Raw genomic sequence first — 22,573 nt, 5'->3', positions numbered from 1 at the left:
GGCGGCTCAGCACTCGGCGAGGCGGGCGACGTCGAGCAGTTGCCGGGGTGACTGCCGGCTGGTGACGCCCTTCGCCCGGTACATCGCGGCGTCGGCCTGGCAGAGCGCGTCGGCGAGCTGGGTGGGGCCGGTGACCGGGGCGAGCCCGACCGAGGCGGTGACCCGGACGCTGCACGGGCCCAGCGGGATGGGTGCGGCCATGGCCTCGCAGAGCCGCCGGGTGGCGTGGTCGATCCAGCGCCGGTCGACCGAGGGGCTGGCCAGCAGGCCGGCGAACTCGTCGCCGCCGAGCCGGGCGACCAGGTTGTCACCGGCGAAGGCGGCCAGCCGCTGGGCGACGCTGATCAGCACCTGGTCGCCGGCGGCGTGCCCGTAGCTGTCGTTGACCTGCTTGAAGTCGTTGAGGTCGAGGACCACCGCGATGAGGGGCTGCCCGCCGGCGTCGGTGAGCAGCGCGGCGGCCAGCCGGTAGAAGGCCCGCCGGTTGGGTAGCCCGGTGAGCGGGTCGTGGCTGGCGGCGTGCCGTTCCGCGGCCAGCTCGGCCTGCAGGTGCTCCAGTTCCGCCTCGGCCTGTAGGGCCCGGCGGCGTAGCTGCCACACCGAGACCAGGGCTCCGGCTGCGGAAACGCCGGACGCGACGGTCAACGGATCCGGCACGGGTCCTCCCTCGCATGTCGGCGCACGACCCGCGCGGCGGCGGCCGTCGTGCCCCGCCGGGTCGTCGTTTGCCCAGGTGAAGCCCTGAGTCTGGTAACCCAAAGTGAACGGATAAGTACCCGTCCATGTGCGCTATCATGCTCGCTGTCCGAAGCAGATGCAATAGCAGATGCACGTGCAGCACGGCCGGATCTGATGTCGCAGCGCCCCTTCGACACCGCAACGTCCCCTCGCGACAGTGGTTCCGCACCCCGACAGAAAGACACCCATGCAGCAGCCTGAGAACGGCGTCCCCACCACCCAGCTGCCCCCGCTGAGGTGGGAGAAGAGCCGGCGCAGCAACCCCAGCGGCAACTGCGTCGAGTTGGCCGAACTGCCCGGCGGAGCCGGCATCGCCGTGCGCAACTCTCGCCACCCCGAGGGGCCCGCCCTGATCTACACGGTGGACGAGATAACGGCGTTCGTCCTCGGCGCCCGCGACGGTGACTTCGACCATCTGATCGACTGAGGCCCGGCGGTCCCGCCCACGGGACCGTATCCGTCCGGAGGATGTTCACCTCACCGTCGGTTCATGGCATGCTTACTCGTCGGTCGGGCGGGGGCCAGGGACCGTGATCGGGTGTAAGGGCATGCGCGGAGGGGCGGGGCACGTGACGATGGTTGCCGCCGAGGGGGGACCGGCCACCGGCCCCACGGTGTTGCGGATGCTGCTCGGCGCGCAGTTGCGCCGGCTGCGGGAGGCCAAGGGTGTCACGCGGGAGGGCGCAGGCTGGGAGATCCGCTCCTCGGAGTCGAAGATCAGCCGGATGGAGCTGGGCCGGGTCGGCTTCAAGGAACGCGACGTCGCCGACCTGCTCACCTTCTACGGGGTGACCGCCGTGCAGGAACGCGAGGCACTGCTCAAGCTGGCCCGCGACGCCAACAGCCCCGGTTGGTGGCACCGATACGGCGACGTCCTGCCCGCCTGGTTCCAGTCCTACCTGGGCCTGGAGGCCGCCGCCGCGCTGATCCGCAGCTACGAGGTGCAGTTCGTCCCCGGCCTGCTCCAGACCCCGGAGTACGCCCGCTCGGTGGTCCTGCTCGGCCACCGGGGGGCCGCGGTCGACGAGGTCGACCGGCGGGTGGAGCTGCGTATCCAACGCCAGCAGGTGCTGCACCGCACAGACCCGCCGCAGCTGTGGGCGGTGGTCGACGAGGCCGTCCTGCGCCGACCGATCGGCGGCCCAGAGGTGATGCGCGGGCAGTTGACCGCGCTGATCGAGGCGACCCGCTCGTCGCACATCCGACTCCAGATCATCCCGTTCGACGCCGGCGGCCACGCCGCCGCCGGTGGGGCCTTCACCATCCTGCGCTTCGGCGACGACGACCTGCCCGACATCGTCTACATCGAGCAGTTGACCAGCGCCCTCTACCTCGACAAGCGGGAGGACCTGGACTACTACGCCGCCGCGATGGAGCGGCTCTGCGTCGAGGCCACCCCGCCGGAACGTACGCCCGAGGTGCTCACCCGGCTGCGTGACGAGCTGTACCCGCAGTGACTGCCGCACCGGGTCGCCGGCCCCGTCAGGGCGGCCTCTACGATGATCGACCGGAGACAGTGGACGGACGCCATCGACGATCGGATGGCGCGGAGTCATGGAGGACCCTGTGACCGCCGATGCCCCGACGGGCGCCGCCCAGCACCCCAGCGACCGGATCGACACCTCGGTCGCCCATCCGGCCCGCCGCTACAACTACTGGCTGGGTGGCAAGGACAACTTCCAGGCCGACCGGGACTCCGGCGACGCGATGGCCGCGGCCTTCCCGACCGTGCGTACCGCCGCCCTGGAGAACCGCCGGTTCCTGCAACGCGCCGTCGCCCACCTGGCCCGCGAGGCAGGCGTACGGCAGTTCCTGGACATCGGCACCGGCATCCCCACGGCCAACAACACCCACGACGTGGCCCAGGCGATCACCCCGCAGGCCCGGGTGGTCTACGTCGACAACGACCCGATCGTGCTGGCCCACGCGCGGGCGCTGCTGACCAGCTCGGCCGAGGGGGCCACCGCCTACATCGACGCCGACCTGCGCGAGCCCGAGAAGATCCTGCACCACCCCGAACTGCGCCGCACCCTCGACCTGGACCAGCCGGTCGCCCTGATGCTGGTGGCCATCCTGCACTTCGTGACCGAGACCGAGGACCCGTATGGGGTGGTCGGCCGGTTGCTCGCGGCGCTGCCGTCGGGCAGCTACCTGGCCGCCTCGCACGCCACCTACGACCACCTGCCACCCGCCGTGGCCGAGCAGGCCCGGGCGGGCAACCGGAGCGGCAACCCGCCCGGGATGATCAACCTGCGCAGCCGGGACGAGTTCGCCCGCTTCTTCGACGGCCTCGACCTGGTCGCGCCCGGCCTCGTCTCGGTGGCCGAGTGGTGGGCCGAGGACGAACCGCAGCCCCGGCCGACGGTCGAGGAGGTCAGCGTGTACGGCGCGGTCGCCCGCAAGCCCTGACCGGAAGCCGGCCGTCCGTGCGCGGCCGGGCACCCGTCCGTGCGGTCAGGCCGGCTCGACCCGGTCCCCGACGGCCACCCGGCCGCCCCGTAGCACCACCGCGTACGCCCCCACGCAGGGCTGTGGCCCCAGGCCCGGCAGCGGGACCACCCGGTTGCGTCGTGCCGGCTGCCGCAGTGCCTGCGGGGCACGGGGGAGCGGGCCGTGGGCCAGGGTGGGCACCGCGCAGCGGGGCGTCGGCGCGAGCACCCGCAGCACCACCTCCGGGCCGATCCGCAGTTCCCGGCCCACCCAGTCGTTCTCCACGAACCCCCGGGCTTCGGTCGCGACGACCAGGTTGGGCCGGTAGCGCGGCACCGCCTCCCGGGGCAGGTCGAGCGCGTCCAGGCTGGCCGTGGTGACCAGGTGCACCGGCGCGAAGTCGACCAGGCTGCCCGGCGGGGCGACGCCGCCGAGCGGGTTGCCGGTCACCGGCACGTCCGCGTCCACCCCCTCGGCCAGCACCGCGTCCGGGTCGGCCCGGTCCAGCAGGGCGTCGGCGGGCACCGCGTCGGTGAGCGTGACGTCCCGGCCGAGCAGCCGGGACAGGGCGGCGTCCAGGCCGGCGTCGGGATGGTCCAGGACGGTGCCGTCGGGGAAGGTGAGGCGTGCCCGGTCGGGGGCGTCGCCTGTCGCACGGACGCCGAGCAGGGCCGACCAGCGTCGGGGCCGCTTCGCGCTGCCCACCCGCCCGGTGTCGTGGTCGAGCACGGCGAGTCGACGGTCGCCGGCCACCCCGCGACCGTCCACCGTGGCGTCGGGCAGCGCCTCGCCCAGCATCGACTTGACCGGATACCGCCACAGTTCGGTCAGTCGTCCCGGCACCGGCCCAGCGTACCGGTGCGGTGTCGCCGGTACGCGTGGTCGATTCGTCGACCGGCTCGTAACTTTGTCGGATGATCCCACGCTCCCTGGCGCTCAGCCCCCGTACGGTCGTCTCCGCCGCCGAGCCCCCCTCGGACGGGCCGGTGGGGTTCGTCACCGGTCTGGTGGAGCGGCTCGGCGGGCCCGGCGCGGGGCTGGCGGTGGCGCTGGAGAACCTCTTCCCGCCGATCCCCAGCGAGGTGATCCTGCCGCTGGCCGGCTTCGCCGCCGCCCAGGGGCGGATCAGCCTGGTGTCGGCGATCCTCTGGACGACCCTCGGGTCGGTGGTCGGCGCGTGGATGCTCTACGGCATCGGCGCCGCGCTGGGCCGGGACCGGATGCGGGCGATCGCGGCCCGCCTGCCGCTGGTGAAGCTGAGCGACGTGGACCGTACCGAGGCGTGGTTCCTCAAGCACGGGGTCAAGGCGGTGTTCTTCGGCCGGATGATCCCGATCTTCCGCAGTCTGATCTCCATCCCGGCGGGGGTGGAGCGGATGCCGATCATGACGTTCCTGCTCTACACCACGCTGGGCAGCCTGATCTGGAACACCACCTTCGTGATGGCCGGGTTCCTGCTCGGCGACAACTGGCACGTCGTCGAGGAGTACGTCGGGTCGTTCCAGAAGGTCGTCATCGTGGTCTGCGTCGCCGCCGCCTGCTGGTTCGTGGTGACCCGGGTCCGCCGGGCGCGGGCCGCCCGCGCCGACGCCCCGGCCGCCGACGCCCGGTCCGCCAACGCCCGCCCGGCCGCCGATGCCGCGCCCGGGGGTGACGTCGTGGGGCAGCCGGACGTCGCCGACGGCACGCCCTACCGGGGGACCGTCTACCGGGGCGGACTCTGGGGCCGCGACACCGACTGACCGGCGCGGCGACCGGGTGGCGGCCGGGCACACCGACCGCGCCCGGAATGATCCGTTGCGGCGGCCGGGCCGTACTGCTGTGCGGGGACCGGGACAGGGGAGGCACGATGGCGGAGCCGGGGCAGGAGCACCGTCCGACGACAGGGGAGCAGCGACCGGTCTTCGAGCCGGTGATCGAGGTGACCGGGGAGCCGGTCGGGGTGACGGCGGAACCGGCGTACCGCTCACCCTGGCCCCGCAGCGCGCGGCTGCTGGCCGCCGCCGCGGTGCTGGTGGTCGCGCTCGGTGCGATCGCGGTGGTGGTGACCATGGCGAACCCCGACCGGCTGGGGATCGTCTCCTCCGGGGACCGCGCCGCCGCACCCCCGGCGTCGGTGAGCGCCGACCCCGGCGGCGCGGGCGCCGCCGAGGCCGACGGGCGGACCCTGACCGCGCCGGTCGACGGGCTGCGCCGGGCCACCTTCGAGCTGGTGGACGGGGTGACCTCGTTCCGGCTGCGCACCGACGACCTCGGTGCCGACCTGTACCGGATCAGCAGCCCGGCCGACGCCGGACTCACCCCCCGGCCCCAGGTCGCGGGTGAGCGGGTGCAGCTGCGGGTGACTCGCAAGGACCGGCCCGGCCGGGGCGTCGTCGACGTGACGCTCAACGCGCGGCTGACCTGGCGGTTGCGGCTGGTCGGCGGGGTCAGCGACCACGTCCTCGACCTCACCGGCGCGCGGCTGTCCGGGGTGGAGTTGATCGGCGGCGCGGCCCGGATCGACCTGCGGCTGCCGCCGACCACGGGCACCCGCACCGTCCGGATGACCGGCGGCGTCAACCAGTTCGTCGTCCACGCGCCCGACGGCCCCCCGGTCCGGGTCCGCGCCGCCTCCGGCGCGGGCAGCGTCGTCTGGTACGGCGACCGGCGCGACGGGTTGGCCCGGGGCGCGACGGTCGGCTCGCCGAACTGGGACCGGTCACCCGACCGGCTCTACCTCGACCTGGTGGCCGGGGCGAACACCGTCACCGTCGTCGAGGACTGAACCGCCCGGGACCGGAGCCGTCGCGGGCCGGCCGGCATAGAGTCGGGCGGTGGACCGTACCGAATCGTTGCCGGCACAGACCCGACCACCCGGCGTCGCCGCCGAGGACCCGGGCAGCGTGCTGCTGCCCGGCCACGACGTGCCGCTGGGCCGGTACACCACCGTGCGCCGGCTGTTGCCGCAGCGGGCCCGCCGGATGGTCGGGGCGTGGTGCTTCGTCGACCATTTCGGCCCGGACGACGTGGCGCAGCGGCCCGGCATGGAGGTGCCGCCGCACCCGCACACCGGGTTGCAGACGGTGACCTGGCTGCTCGACGGGGAGATCGTGCACCGCGACAGCCTCGGCAACGTCCAGCCGATCCGTCCCGGCCAGCTCAACGTGATGACCTCCGGGCACGGCATCGCCCACTCCGAGCGGTCCCCGGCCAGCCATCCGCCGCTGATGCACGGGGTGCAGCTGTGGGTGGCGCTGCCCGACCCGGCGCGCGCCGGTGCCGCCGGCTTCGCCCACCACGCCGATCTGCCCCGCTGGCGCTCCGGCGACTGGGAGCACACCCTGCTCGTCGGCGAGCTGGCGGGCGAGGCGTCCCCGGCGGTGGTGCACACCCCGCTGCTCGGCGTGCAACTGGCGGCGCACGGCCCGGGCCCGGCGACGCCGCGCCTGCGGCCCCGCTTCGAGTACGCCCTGCTGGCGATGTCCGGCCGGGCCCGGGTGGACGGCGTGTCGCTGGAGCCCGGCGCGCTGCTCTACCTCGGCACCGGGCGGGACGGGTTGGAGTTGACCGCCGAGCCGGGCAGCCGGCTGATGCTGCTCGGCGGCGAGCCGTTCGACGAGCCCCTGGTCATGTGGTGGAACTTCGTCGGCCGCTCGCACGAGGAGGTGGCCACCGCCCGGGCGGACTGGATGGCCGGTCGGGACCGGTTCGGGCGGGTCACCGACGACCCGGCCCCGCCGCTGCCCGCCCCGGAACTGCCGACCGTCCGGTTGAAGGCCCGGGACCGCCGGGGTGACCTGCACGGTTGACCGATCCGCCCCGGTGGTGTGCTCGCCCACAGTCTCGCCGAAATCAGCCGTACGGGTGATGGCGTGACCTATGATGATCGTGGCAGCGATGCCCACCCGGTTCGGGTGGCCACCCGGCGGTTCGCCGGTGAACAGGCACGCGTGCGCCCCAGGTCGCGGTTCGTGACCCGGGGCGCCCGCCTGTTCGGGGTCAGATGCTCCGCAGGTGCTGCGCGACCCGCTGGTGCTGCTTCTCCCTCGCCTGCTGTGCCCGCCGGGCGGGGTCGACCTCCGGGGCGGGATCGATCCGGGCCGAGCGGGCCACCTCCGCGTCGTTGGCGTAGTCCACCGGCGGCAGCGCCCGCAACGCCCGCAGCACGTCAGGTGGTGCGCCCTCCCGTTCGGCCTGACGCACCACGGCGTCCTTCGCCGCCGGGTAGTCCAGGCTGGACAGGTACCGCAGGACTTCGGTCCGACTGGCCATCGGTGGGCCTCCTCGCCGCCTCGATCCGGTCACGATCGGCGGCGGTTACCCGTCCGGTGGCAGGTCACGCGCCCACGGGCGGAAAACCCCGGTGGGCGGTGTCGTTTCCGGGTCGTCCCGGCGGGTAACCGGGCCGCCTCATGTCGAAGGGAGCCCCGCATGAACTACGACACCTTCGTCGACCAGGTGGCCCGGCGGGTCCGTACCGACCCGGAGCGGGCGGTGGTGCTGGTCCACGCGACGCTGGCCACCCTCGCCGAACGGTTGACCGGGGGTGAGGTGCTCGACCTGGCGACGCAGCTGCCCGCGCCGTTGCGGCTGGCACTGCGGCCGGGCCCCGGCACGGAGGCGGCCGAGCAGTTCGGCGCGGCCGAGTTCGTGGCCCGGGTGGCGCGGCGGGCCGAGCTGGACGAACCGGCCGCCCGGGACGGGGTGCGGGTGGTCTTCGGCGTCGTGCACGAGGCGGTCAGCGGTGGTGAGTTCGACGATCTGGTGACCCGGCTGCCCCGCGACTACCGCGACCTGGTGGAGCCGGCCCTCGCCCCCGGAATGGGCGCCCCGCGCCGGGCCTGACCCACGGTCGGGCCCGGGTCGGTGGGCGGCGCACAGCGGTTGACCAGGGCAACCACGGTGGGACTGGCTTGGCGGGTCGTCCGGATCTGGCCTAACCTGGTCGGCACGAGGGGAGTACTTCCCACGAACCATTCCGGTCAGTACGGCGCGCTCCGGGTGCGCCTCGGGTGGTTGCCCACGACGAACGTGGGTGAAGGAGACCTCGAACATGGCACGGTGTTCGAGGAGGCTCCATGACCGATCTGTCGTACTTTGCCGCCGGTGGGTTGTCGTCGGTCGGCACCCCCACCCTGTGGGCGGTGACCATCGTCGGCGTGCTCGCCCTGCTGGTGCTCGACTTCCTGGTCACCCGACGCCCGCACGAGGTGTCGATCCGGGAGGCGCTGGGCTGGTCGGCGTTCTACATCGCGCTGCCGTTGGCGTTCGGCGGGTGGGTCTGGTGGCGCTTCGGCTCCCAGCAGGGCGTCGAGTACCTGACCGGCTACCTGGTCGAGAAGTCGCTGTCGGTCGACAACCTCTTCGTGTTCATGCTGCTGCTGGCCGCCTTCGCGGTGCCCGCCGTGCTCGCCCAGCGGGTGCTGCTCTACGGCATCGCCGGCGCGCTGGTGCTCCGTGCGGTCTTCATCGCCCTCGGCGCGGCGGCCTTGCAGACCCTCGACTTCGCGTTCCTGATCTTCGCCGTCATCCTCATCGCCACCGCGGTCAAACTCCTGCGCGACGCCCTCACCGGGCACGAGCAGGAGGTGGACATCAACAAGATGCGGTCGGTGCGGCTGCTGCGCCGGTTCATGCCGGTGGTCGAGGAATACCACGGCACCCGGATGACGATCCGGCAGCACGGCCGACGGGCGCTCACCCCGTTCGCCCTGGTGGTGGTCGCGGTGCTCGCCACCGACATCGTCTTCGCGGTCGACTCGGTGCCCGCCGTCTACGGCATCACCGAGGACCCCTACCTGGTCTTCGCCACCAACGCCTTCGCCCTGCTCGGGCTGCGGGCGCTCTACTTCGTGCTGCACGCCGCGCTGAGCCGGCTGGTGCACCTCAGCTACGGCCTGGCGATCATCCTGGCCTTCATCGGCGTCAAGCTCGGCCTGCACTGGGCGCACGGCATCTGGCCGGGCGTGCCGGAGATCCCCACGCTGGCCTCGCTCGGGGTCATCATCGGCGTGCTGGTCGTGGTCACCCTCACCAGCCTGCGGGCCACCCGTGACCGGGAGCCCGGCGACGCCGAGGTGGTCGTCGACAAGCACTGACCGTACGCGACCGGCGGCGGCCCGCGACGGGGCCGCCGCCGGTCGTGGCCCGGTCCGCCGGAACCCTCCCGCCAACGCCTCCCAGGTGGTACGACTGACGGGTGGGCATCGTGTCACCGGGCTTCCAGGGCCGCCGTCGGACGACCGACCCGGCCCTGCCGCCGGGGCAGTACCTGACCGAGGACTTCCCGGTGCTGTCCGCCGGGCCGACCCCCCGGGTCCCCCTGGACCGGTGGGAGTTCGTCCTCACCACCGAGACCGGCGACGAGGTCCGCTGGTCCTGGGCGGAGCTGATGGAGCTGCCCCAGGAGACCCCCACGGTGGACATCCACTGCGTCACCCGGTGGTCGAAGTTCGGCACCAGCTGGCAGGGCGTCTCGCTGGACGTGCTGCTCGACGGCGTGGACACCGCCGCCGACTACGCCCAGGCCCACTCGTACGGCGGCTACACCACCAACCTGCCGCTGGACGACCTGCGCGACGGGCAGGCGTGGGTGGTGCACGGCTACGACGGCGAACCGCTGCCCGCCGAACACGGCGGTCCGGCCCGGCTGCTGGTGCCGCACCTCTACTTCTGGAAGTCCGCCAAGTGGGTACGCGGGCTGCGGCTGACCGTCGAGGACGAACCCGGGTTCTGGGAGACCGCCGGCTACCACGACTACGGCGACCCGTGGCGCGAGCAGCGCTACCAGGGCGACTGAGGTGACCTCGGCGGGTGGTCGGCCGGCCACGCCGCTGGGCTGGCGGGTGGCCCGGCTGGCGCAGCGCCGCGTCGAGACGCCCACCGCGCAGACCCTGGTCCTGTCGGTGCCCGGCTGGCCGGGGCACCTGCCGGGGCAGCACGTCGACGTCCGGCTCACCGCCCCCGACGGCTACCAGGCGGCCCGGTCGTACTCGCTCGCCGGGCCCGTCGACGGCGACCGGATCGCGCTGACCGTGCAGCGGGTGCCCGACGGCGAGGTGTCGCCGTACCTGACCGACACCTGGGCCGAGGGCGACCCGGTGGAGGTGCGCGGCCCGGTCGGCGGCTGGTTCGTCTGGCGGCCCGAGCGGACCGCGCCGGTGCTGCTGGTCGCCGGGGGCTCCGGGGTGGTGCCGCTGATGGCGATGGTGCGGGCCCGCCGGGCCGCCGGCAACCGGGTGCCGTTCCGGCTGATCTACTCCGTCCGCACCCCGGCGGACGTGATCTACGCCGACGAGCTGCGTACCCGGGCCCGCGACGACGCCGGCCTGGACGTCAGCTACGTCTACACCCGGCAGGCCCCCGACGGGTGGCGGGGCGAGCCGCACCGGATCGGGCTGGCCGACGTGAACACCCACGGCTGGCCGGCCGACCTGGAGCCGCTGTGCTACGTCTGCGGCCCGACCGGCTTCGTGGAGACCGTCGCGGATCTGCTGGTGGGGCTGGGTCACCCGACCCGCCGGGTCCGCACCGAACGGTTCGGGCCGACCGGCTGACCGGCGAGGAGAACCGATGACCGAGATGTCCTACCTGGACGGCAACATGCTCGACGGGCCGCTGCGGGAGCTGTTCGCGGTGGACCTGAGCGCGGCGACCGGACGGTGCGCGTCCTGCGGCATGGTCGGCCCGCTGGCCGGCCTGCGCGTCTACGCCCACGCCCCCGGGCTGGTGGGGCGCTGCCCGGCCTGCACCGAGGTGATGCTCCGGCTGGTCCGGGCCCCCGACCGGGCCTGGCTGGACCTGCGCGGCGCCAGCTACCTCCGGGTGCCGGTGCCGCCGACCACACCGCCGTCCCTGCGCTGATCAGCGCGGCGCGGCGGCGACCGACGCCCGACGCACCAGCTGACCCGGCAGGGCCACGTGCCGGGCCACCCGACGGCGGGCGCCCTTCGGCCGGTCGAGCAGCTCCACCATGGTCTCGACCGCCCACGCGCCCATCCCGTGGTGCGGCAACGCCACGCTGGTCAGGGCGGGGAACAGCCCGTCGGCGACGACCTCCTGGTTGTCGTGGCCGACCACCGAGAGTTCCTGCGGGACGCGCAGACCGAGTTCGGCCGCCGCCCGGTAGACGCCCATCGCCATCGCGTCGGTGAAACAGAACAGCGCCGTCGGGCGGTCGGCCGCGGCGAGCAGGGCCCGGGCCGCCCGGTGCCCGCCGACGGGGTCACCGGCGTCAGCGCGCACCAGCTCCGGCCGGTACGGCACCCCGGCCGCCCACAGCGCCTCCCGGTAGCCGAGCAACCGGCCCTGAGCGGCGGGGACGTCGTCGACGGTGGTGACGAAGCCGATCCGCCGGTGCCCGTGGGCGAGCAGCTCCCGTACCGCCGTCGCCGCACCGCCGCGCTCGTCCGGCACCACCGAGGGGAGCGTGGCGTCGGCGCTGCGGGCGTTGAGCAGCACCACAGGCATCGGGCGCAGCTCGTCGGGGACCCGCACCACCCGGTGGTCCGTGGTCGCGTAGAGCACCCCGTCGACCCGGTGCCGGGCCAGCGCCCTGATCTCCCGCCGTTCGACCTCGGGATCGCGGCCGGTGGTGAGCAGCAGCACCCACCCGCGCGCCGACGCGGTCTCCTGCGCGCCCAGGACGAGCCGCCCGGCCCGGCCGGTGGCCGCGACGACGTCACCGAGCAGCCCCAGGGCGTACGACCGTTGCAGCCGCAGTCCCCGGGCCAGCCCGTTGGCCGCGTAACCGAGCTGGCGGGCCACCGTCTCGACCCGTTCCCGGGTCTGTGCGCTGACCCGGGTGCCGGACTTGTTGTTCAGCACGTGGGACACGGTGGTCACCGAGACGCCCGCGGCGGCGGCGACGTCCCGGATGCTCGCCTTCGGTCCCATCGCTTCACCTTCGCGTCGTTCGTGGCTCGGCCGTCGGGCCCGACGGTCCGACAACGCTAGCCGACCGGATCCACCCGTGGAGATCACCAGCGGCCCACTTGCGGGATGGTCGCCCGGCGGTGCCGGCGGGTCGCCGGGCGGTGGTCCGCCCACGCGGCACCGCCCGCCGGCCCACCGGCGGGCGGCACCGTCCGGTTCAGATCCGCGAGGTGAAGGCGACGAGCACCTGGTACGGCGCGGGCGTGCCGGTGTTGTCGAAGCAGATCACGTCCACCGGGGCGTCCACCGCGTACGACCACGGCTGGGTCAGGTTGCAGTAGTTCGGTCCGGTGCCCTGCGCGGTGACCTGGGCGTGCGTCTCCTTCTGCCCGAGCTGCTTGAAGGTGACCAGGTAGCGGCCGGCCGGGGCGAGCGGCGCGATGGTGTTCACGCCCACCCCGAGCTGGGAGTTGTCGTTGGTGGGGCCGCCCGCCGCGCTGGCCAGGTGACCGAAGAACGTCGGCGGGGCCAACGACCCGACCACCGACCGTCCCCGGTGGTAGGACAGGGTGAAGTCGGTGTTCACCGGCGCGCCGGCCTGGTCGAAGCAGAACACGTAGACCAGCACGTCGGAGCCGGAGGCGCCCCACCTGGCGACGGTGCACCGGCGCGGCGCGGCGTTCGGCTGGATCGCGGTGGCCTGCACGTTGCCGGCCAGCACCCCGGCCAGCCCGACCCCGGGCAGCTTCACCGACCACTGTCCGACGCCGACCGGGGCCAGCGCGGCGGGGGCCCCGGTCGACACGTACGACTGGACCAGGCCGCTGACCCCGCCCTGGACGTAGGCGTGTGCGGTGCCGGCCGGCAGCACCCCGGAGCTTGCGGTCCACAGCACGGTGAACCGGCTGTCGTCGCGGGTGCCGCCGGGGGCGAAGCACTGCACGTCGACGATCTCGTCGGTGCCCGACTGGAACCAGCGCACCACCGTGCAGTAGTGCCCGGCCCGGTCCACCGGGGTCACGTGCGGCACCCCGCGCGCACCGGCGCCGATCTGCGGGAAACGCACCTGGAAGCGGCCCGGGGCGAGTTTGATGCCGGTGGCCCAGGCGGCCGGGAAGGCGGTCTTCCAGGTGCCCCACTGCCGGCTCGTGTCCAGCACGGTCCAACTGGTGACGGTGGGGTTGTCGACGTAGGCGAAGCCCCAGCGGTCCGCGGTGGCCGCCGTGGCGGGTGCGGTCGGCGCGAGCCCCACGGCCGCCAGCAGGGCGGCCAGTACGACGGCGACGACACGACGAACTCTCATCTGTCCCTCCTTGGTGGTGGTCGAACAGAAACTCAGCGTGAGCGGAAGGCGTGCCGAAAGCAACGGTGTCGCCTACCCGGTGTGACTACAGTCGGGAGCCCGTCACTGAGGTATCAAACGGGCCGCGACGGCCTCGTCCACCGGCGGCGTGGGCGGCGCGGACGGTGACCCCGGGTCGCCCGCCGCCCGCCCCGGCGCGCGGGTGCCGGGGCGGGCGCCACGTTTGTCAGGCGGACCGCCGGGAAGGGAACGGACATGACGAAACCTCGGGTGGTGATCGTGGGGGCCGGTTTCGCCGGTTACCACGCGGCGAAGACGTTGCGTCGGCTGGCCGGCGGGCGGGCCGAGATCGTGCTGCTGAACTCGACCGACTACTTCCTCTACCTGCCGCTGTTGCCCGAGGTGGCCGCCGGGGTGGTCGAGCCCACCCGGATCTCGGTCCCGCTGACCGGCACCCTGCCCGGGGTCCGGGTGGTCGTCGGCGAGGCCGACCGGGTCGACCTGCGCCACCGCTGGGTCGGTTTCACCAACCCGGAGGGGGAGCGGGGTCAGCTCGCCTACGACCGGCTGGTGCTCTGCGTCGGCAGCGTCAACAAGCTGCTGCCCATCCCCGGTGTGACCGAGTACGCCCACGGTTTCCGGGGCCTGCCCGAGGCGGTCTACCTGCACGACCACGTGGTCCGCCAGATCGAGCTGGCCGAGCAGGCGCAGGACCCGGCCGAGCAGCAGGCCCGCGCCACCTTCGTGGTGGTGGGCGCGGGGTACACCGGCACCGAGGTCGCCGCGCACGGGCAGCTCTTCACCGACGCGTTGCACGCCCAACGTCCCCGGTTGACCGTCCGGCCCCGGTGGATGCTGCTGGACGTCGCCCCCCGGGTGCTGCCGGAACTGGACGAACGGATGTCGCGCACCGCCGACCGGGTGCTGCGCCGCCGGGGGGTCGACGTCCGGATGGGCACCTCGGTCGCCGAGGCCACCGCCGACGGGGTGCACCTCACCGATGGCGGGTACGTCCCGACCTGCACGCTGGCCTGGTGCGTCGGGGTCCGCCCCGACCCGTTCGTGGCCGAGTTGGGCCTGCGTACCGAGAAGGGCCGGCTGGTGGTCGACGAGTACCTCAACGTCCCCGGCTTCCCCGAGGTGTACGCCTGCGGCGACGCCGCCGCCGTGCCGGACCTGACCCGCCCCGGGCAGCTCTGCACGATGACCGCCCAGCACGCCCAGCGGCAGGGCAAGCTCGCGGCACACAACATCGCCGCCTCCTACGGGCACGGCAGGCGTCGTCCGTACCAGCACCACGACCTGGGCTGGGTGGTCGACCTGGGCGGAAAGGACGCGGCGGCGAACCCGCTGAAGGTGTCGCTGTCGGGGTTGGCCGCCAAGGCGGTCACCCGGGGCTACCACCTGCTGGCGATGCCGGGCAACCGGGCGCGGGTGAGCGCCGACTGGGTGCTCGACGCCGCGCTGCCCCGCCCGGCGACGCAGCTCGGCCTGGTCCCGGCCCACGCCGTGCCGCTGGAGAGTTCCTCGCCCGAGGTGCCGATGCGCACCCGCTGAGCCGGTGCCGGCCGGACGGCCCCGGTACGCCCGGGGCCCGGCTTCACTCCCGTGGGGTGAGGGGTGCTCACCCGCCCGGGACGGACCATCGGGGCGACCGGAGGTCTTCCGAGGAACGCGGAAGGGTAGGTCGTCATGAAGAGGATCGTGGAGATCGTCCCGGCCCGTCCCGGCTGGTACTCCCGCTGGCAGGTCGGCCCCGAGGTGACCCGGTGCTACCCGGTGAGCCTCTGGGCGCTGGTGGAGGAGGCCGACGGCTCAGGCCGCGAGGTGGTGGGGATGGACTGCGCCGGGCAGTGGCCCGGGGCGGAGCACAACGAGTCGGGTGGGGGATTCGTCAGGTACCTGTTCCAACTGCCCGATTCCGGTCCTCCGGAGGACGTCGAACCCCCGTCGTCCGCCGCGCCCCGGTCGACCGGGCCGCGCCGGCAACCGGCAGTCGAGGCACAGGAGGCCGCCGTCAGCGCGTGACGGCGAGCCGCCCGGGCCCTCCTCCCGGCCCCCGGCCCCTGGTCCCAGGGTCGGGGGCCACTGCGGCCGGACGGTTCAGCCCACCTCGGGGACGTCGTCGACGGCGCCGGCCGCCGGCTGCTCCTGCCCCGCCAGCAACTCGGCCAGGCCGGTGCGGTCGAGCAGTTGCTGGAGCCGGGCGTTGACGCCGGTCAGCCGGACCGGGCCGGCCCCACCCTGGCGCAGCACCACGAACGCGCTCAGCCCCGACGAGTCGCACAGGCCGACCCCGCTGAGATCGATGACCAGCGCGCGGTGACCGTCCGCGCGGACCCTGGCCGCCGCCTCGACCAGCTCCGGCGCGGTGTCGAAGTCGAGGTCGCCGGTCAGCCGCAGCCGGGCGGTGCCGGCGTCGGGCCGGGTCACCTCGATGGTCAGAAGCTGCGGGCGCATGCCCCCATGTTCCCAGCATCAGGTGATCGGGAAACGCCGGGGTTCGCCCGGCGCGGTCCCCCCGCAGGCCCGCCACGGGTGCGCAGCCCCGGTTTCTGCGCCCGGTGACCGGTTCAGGCGGACGCGGCCCGGTGCTGCGGCGCGGGGGCGGACTGCGGCGGCACCTGACGGGCCAGCAGGCCGGTGACCCCGGTCATGTCGAGGATGGTGGTCAGGAAGCGGGGGACGGCCCGCAGCCGGACCAGCGTCCCGACCCGTTGCCCCTCCCGCCAGGCGTGCACGATGACCGACAGGCCGGTGCTGTCGATGAAGGTCAGCCCGGAGAAGTCGAAGACGACCACCGCAGGGCGCTCCACCAGCAGCCGGTCCACCTCCACCCGCACCGGTCGGGAGGTGGCGTAGGCCAGCTCACCGCCGACCGACAGGACCGGCGTCGCGGGGTCGGAACGGTCCACCGACATCGTCAACGGGGCGGTCTCGGGTTTCCTTCCAGGGGGCACCACAGCACGCCTTTCCGCAGGGCCGACGGTCGGGCCGGACTACGCCGGATCGTAACAACCCGCCGGTGGGTCCGCAGGGGTGCGCGTGCGCGCAGGACGCCGTGCGGTGGCGGTGCCCGCGTTCCGGCGTAGGCTGAGCGGAACAGATTGGAACATACGACCTACATCCGGGATGTGCCGGATGGCGACAGGGGGAGTGGGGCTCAGCTGGTGAGTGCTGCCGACGTCAGGGGCTTCGAGCCGGGCGACGGACGGATCTCCACGCCGAGTGCCGGTCGGGCCGCGGCGCGGTCCGTCGGGCTGCCGCCGTTGGCCCCCGACCGGAGCGGCCCCGACCCCGTCCGGCCCGACCCGGACCGCGTCGACCCGGCCTGGCCCGAGGTCGTCGAACACTTCCGGGAGGGCCTGGTCGTCTGCGACGCCGACGGGGTGGTCCGGCACGTCAGCCCGGTCGCCGGGCGGCTGCTGCCCGAGGTGACCCCCGGCCGCCCGCTGGCCGCCGCCGGTCTCGCCGTGCTGACCGCAGCCGCCGCCGAGCCCGACGGGTTCGGGCACCACGGCCGGCGGCTGCGCATCCGCCGGGTGCCGCTGTCCGGCTCCCGCAGCTGTCTGTACGTCGAGGACGTCACCGACATCGTCTCCCGGGCCGACGCGCTGCTCGCCGAGCGGGCCCGGTCGGCCTTCCTCGCCGTGGTCGGCGAGAAACTGGGCAACCCGCTGCATCCGGACCGGGCCGCCGCCGCCGTGGTCCGGCTCACGGTGCCCACCCTGGCCGAGGTGGCGGTGCTGGTGCTGGCCCCCCGCTCCGGGCGGGCCCGCTGGTGGCGGGCGACCCGGGCCGACGACGAGTCGCCCACGGTGGACAGCGGCATGCTGCCCGCCGCCACACTGCCCCCGGCGATCGTCGAGGGGTTGTCCGGTGTGGAGCCGCACACCGTGGACTGGCTGGCCGACCAGGCGGTCGAGGCCGGCTGGCTGCCGGGGCTCAGCGCCCGCGAGGTGACCGCCCGGGTGGTTCCGCTGCCCGGCCGGGACGCCCCGGCGGGTGTGCTGCTGGTGGCCCGGCGTACCCGCTGGTATGACGACGCGGACGTGGAGCTGGTGCGGGCCTTCGCCGCCCGGGCCGGCGCGGCGCTCACCACCGCGGTGCTCTACCGCAACCAGGCCGAGGTGGCCGACACCCTGCAGGCCAGCCTGGTGCCGGTGGAACCGGCCGAGGTGGTCGGGGTGCAGTGGGGCACGGCGTACCGGCCCTCCCAGGCGAGCCTGCGGATCGGCGGTGACTTCTACGGCGCGCACCGGCTGGCCGACGGCGGTGCGGTGTTCTTCCTCGGTGACGTCTCCGGCAAGGGGGTGGAGGCGGCGGTCTTCACCGGCCAGCTCCGCCAGTGTCTGCAGGCGCTCTACCGGGTCGAGTCGCGGCCCGGCCGGCTGCTCAAGCTGCTCAACGACGCCCTGCTGGAGACCACCCAGGCGCACGGGCAGGGCCGGTTCGCCACCATGGTGCTCGGGGTGGTGCGTCCGCACCGCGACGGCGGACTGTCGCTGACCCTGGCCGGTGGTGGGCACCTGCCGCCGCTGGTGCTGCGCGACGGCGGCGAGGTGGAGACGGTGCCGCTGAGCGGCATGCTGATCGGCGTGGTGCCCGACCCCCGCATCGGCGAGGTCACCGTCCGGCTGGCGGTGGGGGAGACCTGCCTGCTCTACAGCGACGGGGTCACCGAGGCCCGGGGCGGTCGGCGCGGCGACGAGCAGTTCGGTCAGGACCGGCTGGTCCACGTGGTCACCGGGTGTCACCGGATGCCCGCCGCGGCGCTCGCCGAGCGGGTCGAGCAGGTCACCTGCGACTGGCTGGCGCACGGCGACCACGACGACATCGCGGTGCTCGCGCTGCGGGCCACCGGACCGGGTGGCCGCTCCCGGCGGCACCTGCACTCCGTGCCGGCCGTGCCGGACCCGGCCGGGGAGAGGACGTCCCGACCGTGACCGTCCCCGCCGACCCGTACCGGGCCTTCGGCGACTTCCTTGCCTGCCTGGAGGAGGCCGACGAGTACGGCGCGATCGAGGTGGTCACCGGGCTGCTCGACGTCGGCGTCCCGGCGGAGCGGGTGCTGCTCGACCTGGTCGCCCCGGCGCAGACCGAGGTGGGCGAGCGGTGGGCCCGCAACGAGTGGAGCGTGGCGCAGGAGCATGCCGCGACGCACATCAGCGAGCGGGCGGTGGCGGCGGTCGCCGGGTACGCCGATCCGCGTCCGACCCGGGGCCGGATCGTGGTGGCCTGCATGGACGGTGAGTGGCACGCCCTGCCGCCCCGGCTGGTCGCCGAGGTGCTGCGGCTGCGCGGCTGGCAGGTGACCTTCCTGGGGGCCAGCGTGCCGGCCGCCCACCTGGTGTCGTACCTGCACCGGCACGACGCGTACGCGGTCGCGCTGGCCTGCGCCCTGCCGATGCGGTTGCCGCAGGCGCACCGGATGATCGAGGCGTGCCGGCGTTCGGACGTACCTGTGGTGGTCGGTGGCCGGGGGTTCGGCCTGGACGGCCGGTGGGCCCGGCGGCTCGGGGCCGCCTGGGCCCCGGACGCCCCGGGCGCGGCCGACCTGGTCGCCGACGAACGGACCCTGCGCCGGGTGCCCCCGGCGGACCTCGCCCATCTCGCCGACGACGAGTACGCCAGCCTGGTGAAGCGGCGCGGTGAGCTGATCGACTCGGCGGTGGCGGACCTGCTGGCCCGGGTGCCGTCGGTCGTGGACTACACCCCGGCGCAGTGGGACGCCACGACGGGCGATCTGGGATATATCGTGGACTTCCTGGCCGCCGCCGTCTACGTCGACGACGCGGCGCTGTTCACCGACTTCGTGTCGTGGCTGGTGTCGATCCTGACCAGCCGGGGGGTGCCGGCTGGGTCGGTCGCCGACACCCTGGGTCACTACGGGCGCGTCCTGCGTGACTTCCCCCGGGCGGCGCGGTTCCTGGCGCTCGGCACGGCGGCGACCGTGGCGTCCGGCGGGGTACGGCACTGACGCGCCGCGCGGGCCCCCCGGGGAACGCTGCGTATACTTGCTGCACTGCAAGGGTCTGCCTGTGGTGGGAGCGAGAGGGACGACGTTGACCTTCACCGTGACGCATGCCGGGCGGGGCGACGGCGGCGTGTGTCTGCGGCTCGCCGGCGAGCTGGACCTCAGCTCGGCCGGGGCACTCAACACCGAGATCGACCGGCTCGCCGCGGACGGTGAGCGGCACCTGCTGCTCGACCTCACCGAGCTGACCTTCTGCGATTCCACAGGCATCGCGGCCTTCGTCCGGGGGGACAACCTCGCTGCCGCCCGGGGTGGCTGGCTGCGGCTGTGCGGGGCGACCGGCCGGGTGGACCGGGTCCTCCAGATCACCGGCCTGGCCGACGTGCTGCTCTTTCAGCCCGACACCGCCGACCCGCGGTCGCCGTCCACCCGTTGATGGGTTAAATTTCCCCGCCAGCGGCTGACCGCGCAGTTCCCGCGCCGCGGGTGACCGCGTTCGGTCGGGCCGCCAACGGGGTACCGAGACCGTCGTCCCCCGCTCGCCGACACAGACAGGTTGGACCCATGGACCGAGGCGCCACGAACCCCGTCCGCATCCTGGTGGTCGACGACGACCCGGGTGACGTGCTGATGATCGAGGAAGCCCTGGCGGACTCCGGCATCGCCAAGATCATCGACGTGGTCGGTGACGGTCAGGAGGCGATGGAGTTCCTGCGGCAGCAGGGGCGGCACGTCGACGCCCGGCGACCCGACGTGATCCTGCTCGACCTGAACATGCCCCGGATGGACGGGCGGCAGGTCCTCGGCGAGGTGAAGCAGGACGACGACCTGCGCACCATCCCGATCGTGGTGCTGACCACCTCCAACGCGGACACCGACATCGTGGGCAGCTACAGCCTCCAGGCCAACGCCTACGTCACCAAACCGATCGACCTGGACGACTTCAACGACGTCGTACGCCGGATCGACGAGTTCTTCGGTCGGGTCGTGGTGCTGCCGAAGCGTTCCTGAGCAGCCCGGGGCGTCCCCCGGACGACGGTCTCGGGAGCCGCCCCGCAATTGCTGAACATTTTTCTCGAACCGCCCCGGGGGTCGTCGGCTGGCGCGAGGATCGAGCTGGGACAGACGTACCAGCTTCCTGGGGGGCGACACGTATGAGGTTCTCCGTCGTTGAGTCCGGCTACGACCGGCGTCAGGTCGATTCCTGCCTGGACGAGCTCGGAGTCCGGTTGACCCGCCTCGCCGCGCGGGCGGAGGTGATCGCCGACGCGGGGCGGGACTGGGACCAGATCCGCCAGGAGACCACCCTGCTCCTGGCGCTGGTCGACCGGCGGCGGGTCGACGCCGACCGGGGCGCGGCCCGGCCGGCGGCCGACGAGCTGCTGGCCCGCGCCCGCGCCGAGCTGGACGCCGCCCGGGAGGAGGCCCGGCAGTTGCGCGAGCGGGTGTACGCCGAGGCGGTGCAGGCCCGCCGCGAGTTCGAGGCGTCGCTGCACGAACGGCGGCACCGGGCGGCCCGGGTCGACCAGATCCTGACCGGGCTGAGCGTCGACCCGGTGCCGGTCGACACCCCGACCGCAGCCGCCGGGGGTGTGCCGGCCACCCGGGTCGCCACCGGCACCGACGAGGTGACTGTCGACCAGCCGGAGCCGGGCACCCGGGTCGCCTGACCGGACACCCTGCCGGCCGTGGCCCGGCCCCGCCGCCGCCCGACCCGCGGTGCCGGCAGTGCCGGGTCAGGTCAGCGCGTCGACCACGGTGGTGGCCCGGTCCTCGTGCCGCGCGTACGCACCCGGGTAGGCGGAGATCTGCACGGCCTGCGCGGCGGCGGTGATGCTGAGCTGCCGCCAGCCGGGGATCTCGGCCAGCGCGGAGTAGAACGCCCGCGCCGCGTAGGTGGGGCGCATCAACTCGGCGACCGTGCCCCAGCCGCTGCTCGGGCGCTGCTGGAACAGGCCCACCGAGTCGTGGTCCGAACCGCTGCCCTGGTGCGGGTGCTCGTACGACTCGGGCAGCACGTCGCTGGCGAGGTTGTGCAGGTCGCTCTCCTGCATCGCGGTGGCGACGGCGACCACCAGGCCCCGGCGCGGCACCCCCAGCTCGACGCCGACCTCGACGATCACCTGGGCGTTGGCCATCTGTACCGGGGTGAGCCCGGCGACCGGGCGGGGTCGGGCCGGCCGCTGGGGTTTCGGTGTGGCGGTGCGGCTCGCCGACGGGGCGGGGTCGGCGGAGGTGGGGGCGCCTGACGGCAGGGCGGTGCGCTCCCGGGCCCGGGAGGCCCGCTGCTCGTCGATGGCCCGGTCGGCCAGCACCTCCTGCACCGGCCGGGGCTGCCTGTCGACCCGGTGCATCCCGGCCAGCGCGACGAGCCCCAGGCAGCAGGTCACACCCCCGACGAGGGCGATCCGGGCGGGGGTCGAGGCGAGCGTGGCACGGGCACCCCGGCGGGGCGGCTCCGGCGCGCGGTGCCGGCCGATCCTCCGTTCGTCCGAGGCCTCCGGGGTCGAAGGGGTGGTCGGGCGGTTCCGGGGCGGTTGCCGCGCAGCGGTCTCGTCGGGGTGCACCCGACGAGGTTAGAGAGGTTTCGGCCGTAGACCGGCGGCGGTATGGGTGGCCTACGCCACAATCGGCCGGAATCCGCCCGGATATTCCCCGTATCGCCGTGCCAAAGCCGCGAAACGGTTAGGCGGTATTTGTCGGTCCTGACCGTCGAAGCGCGGAGGAATCGGGCGGGCGGCGGCCCTGGCGGTGCCGCCGGACGGGCCTCCGCCGAACGGGTGAGCCGGTTCCGCCGACCCGATGGGACCGGCTCACCCGGACGTGGCGGGATTCGCCGGTTCAGTGCCTGCCGTTCTCGGCCGCGCTCACCGTCAGCCGGTGCCGGCTGCTGTCGTCGCTGGAGAACGGCCACAGCCGGTCGGCGTACGCGACCAGCTCGGCCAACTGCCCCCGGCTCAACCCGGCCGAGGAGATGCTGGCGTGCACGTCGGCCCGGTACCGGCCGTCGTCGTCGCGCCCCAGCTTCGCCTCGGCGGTCACCTGCACCGTGTGCGCCTCGTCGGTGATCTCCCCGGCCGCCTCGACCGCCGCGTGGTGCAGGCAGGAGGCGAAGGCGGCGGCCAGCAGCTGCTCCGGGGTCAACCCGGTGCAGTGCGGTGCGAGCGGCGACGCCAGCGCGGTGGACAGTTCGCCGTCGTCGGTGCGTACGTGCCCGCCCGTGGCGGTCGCGCTGGCCTCGTGCAGCCAGGAACTCGGATCCGGCATCG

Annotated in this window: 27 protein-coding genes; 18 read left to right on the top strand and 9 right to left on the bottom strand. The window is 74.1% G+C overall.

Annotated elements, in window-relative coordinates:
- Positions 1-6: 6 nt before the first annotated feature.
- Positions 7-657 (bottom strand): GGDEF domain-containing protein, encoded by a 651-nt coding sequence (locus ACWCHM_RS14355; RefSeq protein WP_204961094.1) that lies wholly within the window; start codon positions 655-657, stop codon positions 7-9.
- Positions 658-925: 268 nt separating this feature from the next.
- Between ACWCHM_RS14355 and ACWCHM_RS14350 the strand changes: the two genes are divergently transcribed.
- The 3 genes from ACWCHM_RS14350 (at position 926) to ACWCHM_RS14340 (ending at position 3,147) form a co-directional block, all read left to right on the top strand.
- Entirely contained in the window at positions 926-1,165 is a 240-nt protein-coding gene (locus ACWCHM_RS14350; protein ID WP_204961095.1) for a DUF397 domain-containing protein, read from the top strand.
- A 148-nt stretch (positions 1,166-1,313) separates the two neighbouring features.
- Positions 1,314-2,195, top strand: a complete 882-nt coding sequence (locus ACWCHM_RS14345; RefSeq protein WP_374760088.1) for a helix-turn-helix domain-containing protein — start codon at positions 1,314-1,316, stop codon at positions 2,193-2,195.
- A gap of 97 nt (positions 2,196-2,292) precedes the next feature.
- Positions 2,293-3,147, top strand: coding sequence for an SAM-dependent methyltransferase (locus tag ACWCHM_RS14340; RefSeq protein ID WP_454222719.1), 855 nt, complete (start codon positions 2,293-2,295; stop codon positions 3,145-3,147).
- A gap of 45 nt (positions 3,148-3,192) precedes the next feature.
- On the opposite strand, the gene ACWCHM_RS14335 is transcribed toward ACWCHM_RS14340, so the two are convergent.
- Positions 3,193-4,011, bottom strand: coding sequence for an MOSC domain-containing protein (locus ACWCHM_RS14335; protein WP_454222718.1), 819 nt, complete (start codon positions 4,009-4,011; stop codon positions 3,193-3,195).
- Between the two features lie 71 nt (positions 4,012-4,082).
- Between ACWCHM_RS14335 and ACWCHM_RS14330 the strand changes: the two genes are divergently transcribed.
- The 3 genes from ACWCHM_RS14330 (at position 4,083) to ACWCHM_RS14320 (ending at position 6,959) form a co-directional block, all read left to right on the top strand.
- Positions 4,083-4,910: a DedA family protein gene (locus ACWCHM_RS14330; RefSeq protein WP_454222717.1), complete on the top strand. Its 828-nt coding sequence runs from the start codon at positions 4,083-4,085 to the stop codon at positions 4,908-4,910.
- A gap of 107 nt (positions 4,911-5,017) precedes the next feature.
- Positions 5,018-5,935, top strand: a complete 918-nt coding sequence (locus tag ACWCHM_RS14325; protein WP_454222716.1) for a hypothetical protein — start codon at positions 5,018-5,020, stop codon at positions 5,933-5,935.
- A 49-nt stretch (positions 5,936-5,984) separates the two neighbouring features.
- A complete protein-coding gene (locus ACWCHM_RS14320; protein WP_454222715.1) occupies positions 5,985-6,959 on the top strand; it encodes a pirin family protein in 975 nt (324 codons plus the stop codon).
- Positions 6,960-7,149: 190 nt separating this feature from the next.
- On the opposite strand, the gene ACWCHM_RS14315 is transcribed toward ACWCHM_RS14320, so the two are convergent.
- Complete coding sequence (locus tag ACWCHM_RS14315) at positions 7,150-7,422, bottom strand: DUF2795 domain-containing protein (RefSeq protein ID WP_281898200.1); 273 nt, start codon at positions 7,420-7,422, stop codon at positions 7,150-7,152.
- 159 nt (positions 7,423-7,581) lie between these two features.
- On the opposite strand from ACWCHM_RS14315, the gene ACWCHM_RS14310 reads away from it, so the two are divergent.
- The 5 genes from ACWCHM_RS14310 (at position 7,582) to ACWCHM_RS14290 (ending at position 11,013) form a co-directional block, all read left to right on the top strand.
- Positions 7,582-7,995: a DUF2267 domain-containing protein gene (locus tag ACWCHM_RS14310; protein WP_204961100.1), complete on the top strand. Its 414-nt coding sequence runs from the start codon at positions 7,582-7,584 to the stop codon at positions 7,993-7,995.
- Positions 7,996-8,228: 233 nt separating this feature from the next.
- A complete protein-coding gene (locus ACWCHM_RS14305; RefSeq protein ID WP_204961101.1) occupies positions 8,229-9,248 on the top strand; it encodes a TerC/Alx family metal homeostasis membrane protein in 1,020 nt (339 codons plus the stop codon).
- A gap of 110 nt (positions 9,249-9,358) precedes the next feature.
- Complete coding sequence (locus ACWCHM_RS14300) at positions 9,359-9,949, top strand: sulfite oxidase-like oxidoreductase (protein WP_204961156.1); 591 nt, start codon at positions 9,359-9,361, stop codon at positions 9,947-9,949.
- 1 nt (position 9,950) lies between these two features.
- A complete protein-coding gene (locus ACWCHM_RS14295; RefSeq protein WP_454222714.1) occupies positions 9,951-10,706 on the top strand; it encodes a ferredoxin reductase in 756 nt (251 codons plus the stop codon).
- 16 nt (positions 10,707-10,722) lie between these two features.
- Positions 10,723-11,013, top strand: coding sequence for a DUF6510 family protein (locus ACWCHM_RS14290; RefSeq protein WP_204961103.1), 291 nt, complete (start codon positions 10,723-10,725; stop codon positions 11,011-11,013).
- Here ACWCHM_RS14290 and ACWCHM_RS14285 read toward each other — a convergent pair whose 3' ends face one another.
- Positions 11,014-12,045: a LacI family DNA-binding transcriptional regulator gene (locus ACWCHM_RS14285; RefSeq protein ID WP_454222712.1), complete on the bottom strand. Its 1,032-nt coding sequence runs from the start codon at positions 12,043-12,045 to the stop codon at positions 11,014-11,016.
- Positions 12,046-12,241: 196 nt separating this feature from the next.
- Positions 12,242-13,327 (bottom strand): hypothetical protein, encoded by a 1,086-nt coding sequence (locus ACWCHM_RS14280; RefSeq protein ID WP_204961105.1) that lies wholly within the window; start codon positions 13,325-13,327, stop codon positions 12,242-12,244.
- Between the two features lie 255 nt (positions 13,328-13,582).
- Between ACWCHM_RS14280 and ACWCHM_RS14275 the strand changes: the two genes are divergently transcribed.
- Both ACWCHM_RS14275 and ACWCHM_RS14270 read left to right on the top strand, forming a co-directional pair.
- The gene (locus ACWCHM_RS14275) at positions 13,583-14,884 is read left to right on the top strand and encodes an NAD(P)/FAD-dependent oxidoreductase (protein ID WP_454222711.1); all 1,302 of its coding nucleotides are present in this window, start codon (positions 13,583-13,585) and stop codon (positions 14,882-14,884) included.
- A gap of 135 nt (positions 14,885-15,019) precedes the next feature.
- Positions 15,020-15,355 carry a hypothetical protein gene (locus ACWCHM_RS14270; protein WP_239486105.1) on the top strand — a complete coding sequence of 112 codons (336 nt, stop codon included), beginning with the start codon at positions 15,020-15,022 and terminating at the stop codon, positions 15,353-15,355.
- Positions 15,356-15,430: 75 nt separating this feature from the next.
- Here ACWCHM_RS14270 and ACWCHM_RS14265 read toward each other — a convergent pair whose 3' ends face one another.
- Entirely contained in the window at positions 15,431-15,787 is a 357-nt protein-coding gene (locus tag ACWCHM_RS14265) for an STAS domain-containing protein (protein ID WP_204961107.1), read from the bottom strand.
- A 113-nt stretch (positions 15,788-15,900) separates the two neighbouring features.
- Positions 15,901-16,248, bottom strand: coding sequence for an STAS domain-containing protein (locus tag ACWCHM_RS14260; protein ID WP_204961157.1), 348 nt, complete (start codon positions 16,246-16,248; stop codon positions 15,901-15,903).
- 249 nt (positions 16,249-16,497) lie between these two features.
- Here ACWCHM_RS14260 and ACWCHM_RS14255 point away from each other — a divergent pair, with 249 nt between their 5' ends.
- From ACWCHM_RS14255 to ACWCHM_RS14235, 5 genes are all read left to right on the top strand, one after another.
- Complete coding sequence (locus tag ACWCHM_RS14255; RefSeq protein WP_454222710.1) at positions 16,498-18,273, top strand: SpoIIE family protein phosphatase; 1,776 nt, start codon at positions 16,498-16,500, stop codon at positions 18,271-18,273.
- Entirely contained in the window at positions 18,270-19,307 is a 1,038-nt protein-coding gene (locus ACWCHM_RS14250; RefSeq protein WP_454222709.1) for a cobalamin B12-binding domain-containing protein, read from the top strand. Before ACWCHM_RS14255 ends, ACWCHM_RS14250 begins: the two co-directional genes overlap by 4 nt.
- Before the next feature lie 85 nt (positions 19,308-19,392).
- Positions 19,393-19,740, top strand: a complete 348-nt coding sequence (locus ACWCHM_RS14245; protein ID WP_204961110.1) for an STAS domain-containing protein — start codon at positions 19,393-19,395, stop codon at positions 19,738-19,740.
- Positions 19,741-19,868: 128 nt separating this feature from the next.
- The gene (locus ACWCHM_RS14240) at positions 19,869-20,315 is read left to right on the top strand and encodes a response regulator (RefSeq protein ID WP_454222708.1); all 447 of its coding nucleotides are present in this window, start codon (positions 19,869-19,871) and stop codon (positions 20,313-20,315) included.
- Between the two features lie 143 nt (positions 20,316-20,458).
- Positions 20,459-20,974 carry an ATPase gene (locus tag ACWCHM_RS14235; protein ID WP_281898183.1) on the top strand — a complete coding sequence of 172 codons (516 nt, stop codon included), beginning with the start codon at positions 20,459-20,461 and terminating at the stop codon, positions 20,972-20,974.
- A gap of 66 nt (positions 20,975-21,040) precedes the next feature.
- Here the strand turns inward: ACWCHM_RS14235 and ACWCHM_RS14230 are convergent, their stop codons facing one another.
- Positions 21,041-21,871, bottom strand: a complete 831-nt coding sequence (locus ACWCHM_RS14230; RefSeq protein ID WP_454222707.1) for a hypothetical protein — start codon at positions 21,869-21,871, stop codon at positions 21,041-21,043.
- A gap of 274 nt (positions 21,872-22,145) precedes the next feature.
- Complete coding sequence (locus ACWCHM_RS14225) at positions 22,146-22,571, bottom strand: OsmC family protein (protein ID WP_454222706.1); 426 nt, start codon at positions 22,569-22,571, stop codon at positions 22,146-22,148.
- Positions 22,572-22,573: the final 2 nt, after the last annotated feature.

Source organism: Micromonospora sp. SCSIO 07396 (genome assembly GCF_053667945.1).
Note: the sequence above shows the minus strand (reverse complement) of the source record. Positions and strands in the feature narration are given on the sequence as shown.

Bases quoted from the DNA above. Each gene is read 5' to 3' on its own strand.
- ACWCHM_RS14240 (WP_454222708.1), top strand. From the start codon at position 19,869: ATGGACCGAGGCGCCACGAACCCCGTCCGCATCCTGGTGGTCGACGAC.
- ACWCHM_RS14235 (WP_281898183.1), top strand. From the start codon at position 20,459: ATGAGGTTCTCCGTCGTTGAGTCCGGCTACGACCGGCGTCAGGTCGAT.
- ACWCHM_RS14305 (WP_204961101.1), top strand. From the start codon at position 8,229: ATGACCGATCTGTCGTACTTTGCCGCCGGTGGGTTGTCGTCGGTCGGC.
- ACWCHM_RS14225 (WP_454222706.1), bottom strand. From the start codon at position 22,571: ATGCCGGATCCGAGTTCCTGGCTGCACGAGGCCAGCGCGACCGCCACG.
- ACWCHM_RS14325 (WP_454222716.1), top strand. From the start codon at position 5,018: ATGGCGGAGCCGGGGCAGGAGCACCGTCCGACGACAGGGGAGCAGCGA.
- ACWCHM_RS14340 (WP_454222719.1), top strand. From the start codon at position 2,293: ATGGAGGACCCTGTGACCGCCGATGCCCCGACGGGCGCCGCCCAGCAC.
- ACWCHM_RS14290 (WP_204961103.1), top strand. From the start codon at position 10,723: ATGACCGAGATGTCCTACCTGGACGGCAACATGCTCGACGGGCCGCTG.
- ACWCHM_RS14350 (WP_204961095.1), top strand. From the start codon at position 926: ATGCAGCAGCCTGAGAACGGCGTCCCCACCACCCAGCTGCCCCCGCTG.
- ACWCHM_RS14330 (WP_454222717.1), top strand. From the start codon at position 4,083: ATGATCCCACGCTCCCTGGCGCTCAGCCCCCGTACGGTCGTCTCCGCC.
- ACWCHM_RS14275 (WP_454222711.1), top strand. From the start codon at position 13,583: ATGACGAAACCTCGGGTGGTGATCGTGGGGGCCGGTTTCGCCGGTTAC.
- ACWCHM_RS14260 (WP_204961157.1), bottom strand. From the start codon at position 16,248: ATGTCGGTGGACCGTTCCGACCCCGCGACGCCGGTCCTGTCGGTCGGC.
- ACWCHM_RS14270 (WP_239486105.1), top strand. From the start codon at position 15,020: ATGAAGAGGATCGTGGAGATCGTCCCGGCCCGTCCCGGCTGGTACTCC.
- ACWCHM_RS14345 (WP_374760088.1), top strand. From the start codon at position 1,314: ATGGTTGCCGCCGAGGGGGGACCGGCCACCGGCCCCACGGTGTTGCGG.
- ACWCHM_RS14315 (WP_281898200.1), bottom strand. From the start codon at position 7,422: ATGGCCAGTCGGACCGAAGTCCTGCGGTACCTGTCCAGCCTGGACTAC.
- ACWCHM_RS14265 (WP_204961107.1), bottom strand. From the start codon at position 15,787: ATGCGCCCGCAGCTTCTGACCATCGAGGTGACCCGGCCCGACGCCGGC.
- ACWCHM_RS14280 (WP_204961105.1), bottom strand. From the start codon at position 13,327: ATGAGAGTTCGTCGTGTCGTCGCCGTCGTACTGGCCGCCCTGCTGGCG.
- ACWCHM_RS14285 (WP_454222712.1), bottom strand. From the start codon at position 12,045: ATGGGACCGAAGGCGAGCATCCGGGACGTCGCCGCCGCCGCGGGCGTC.
- ACWCHM_RS14310 (WP_204961100.1), top strand. From the start codon at position 7,582: ATGAACTACGACACCTTCGTCGACCAGGTGGCCCGGCGGGTCCGTACC.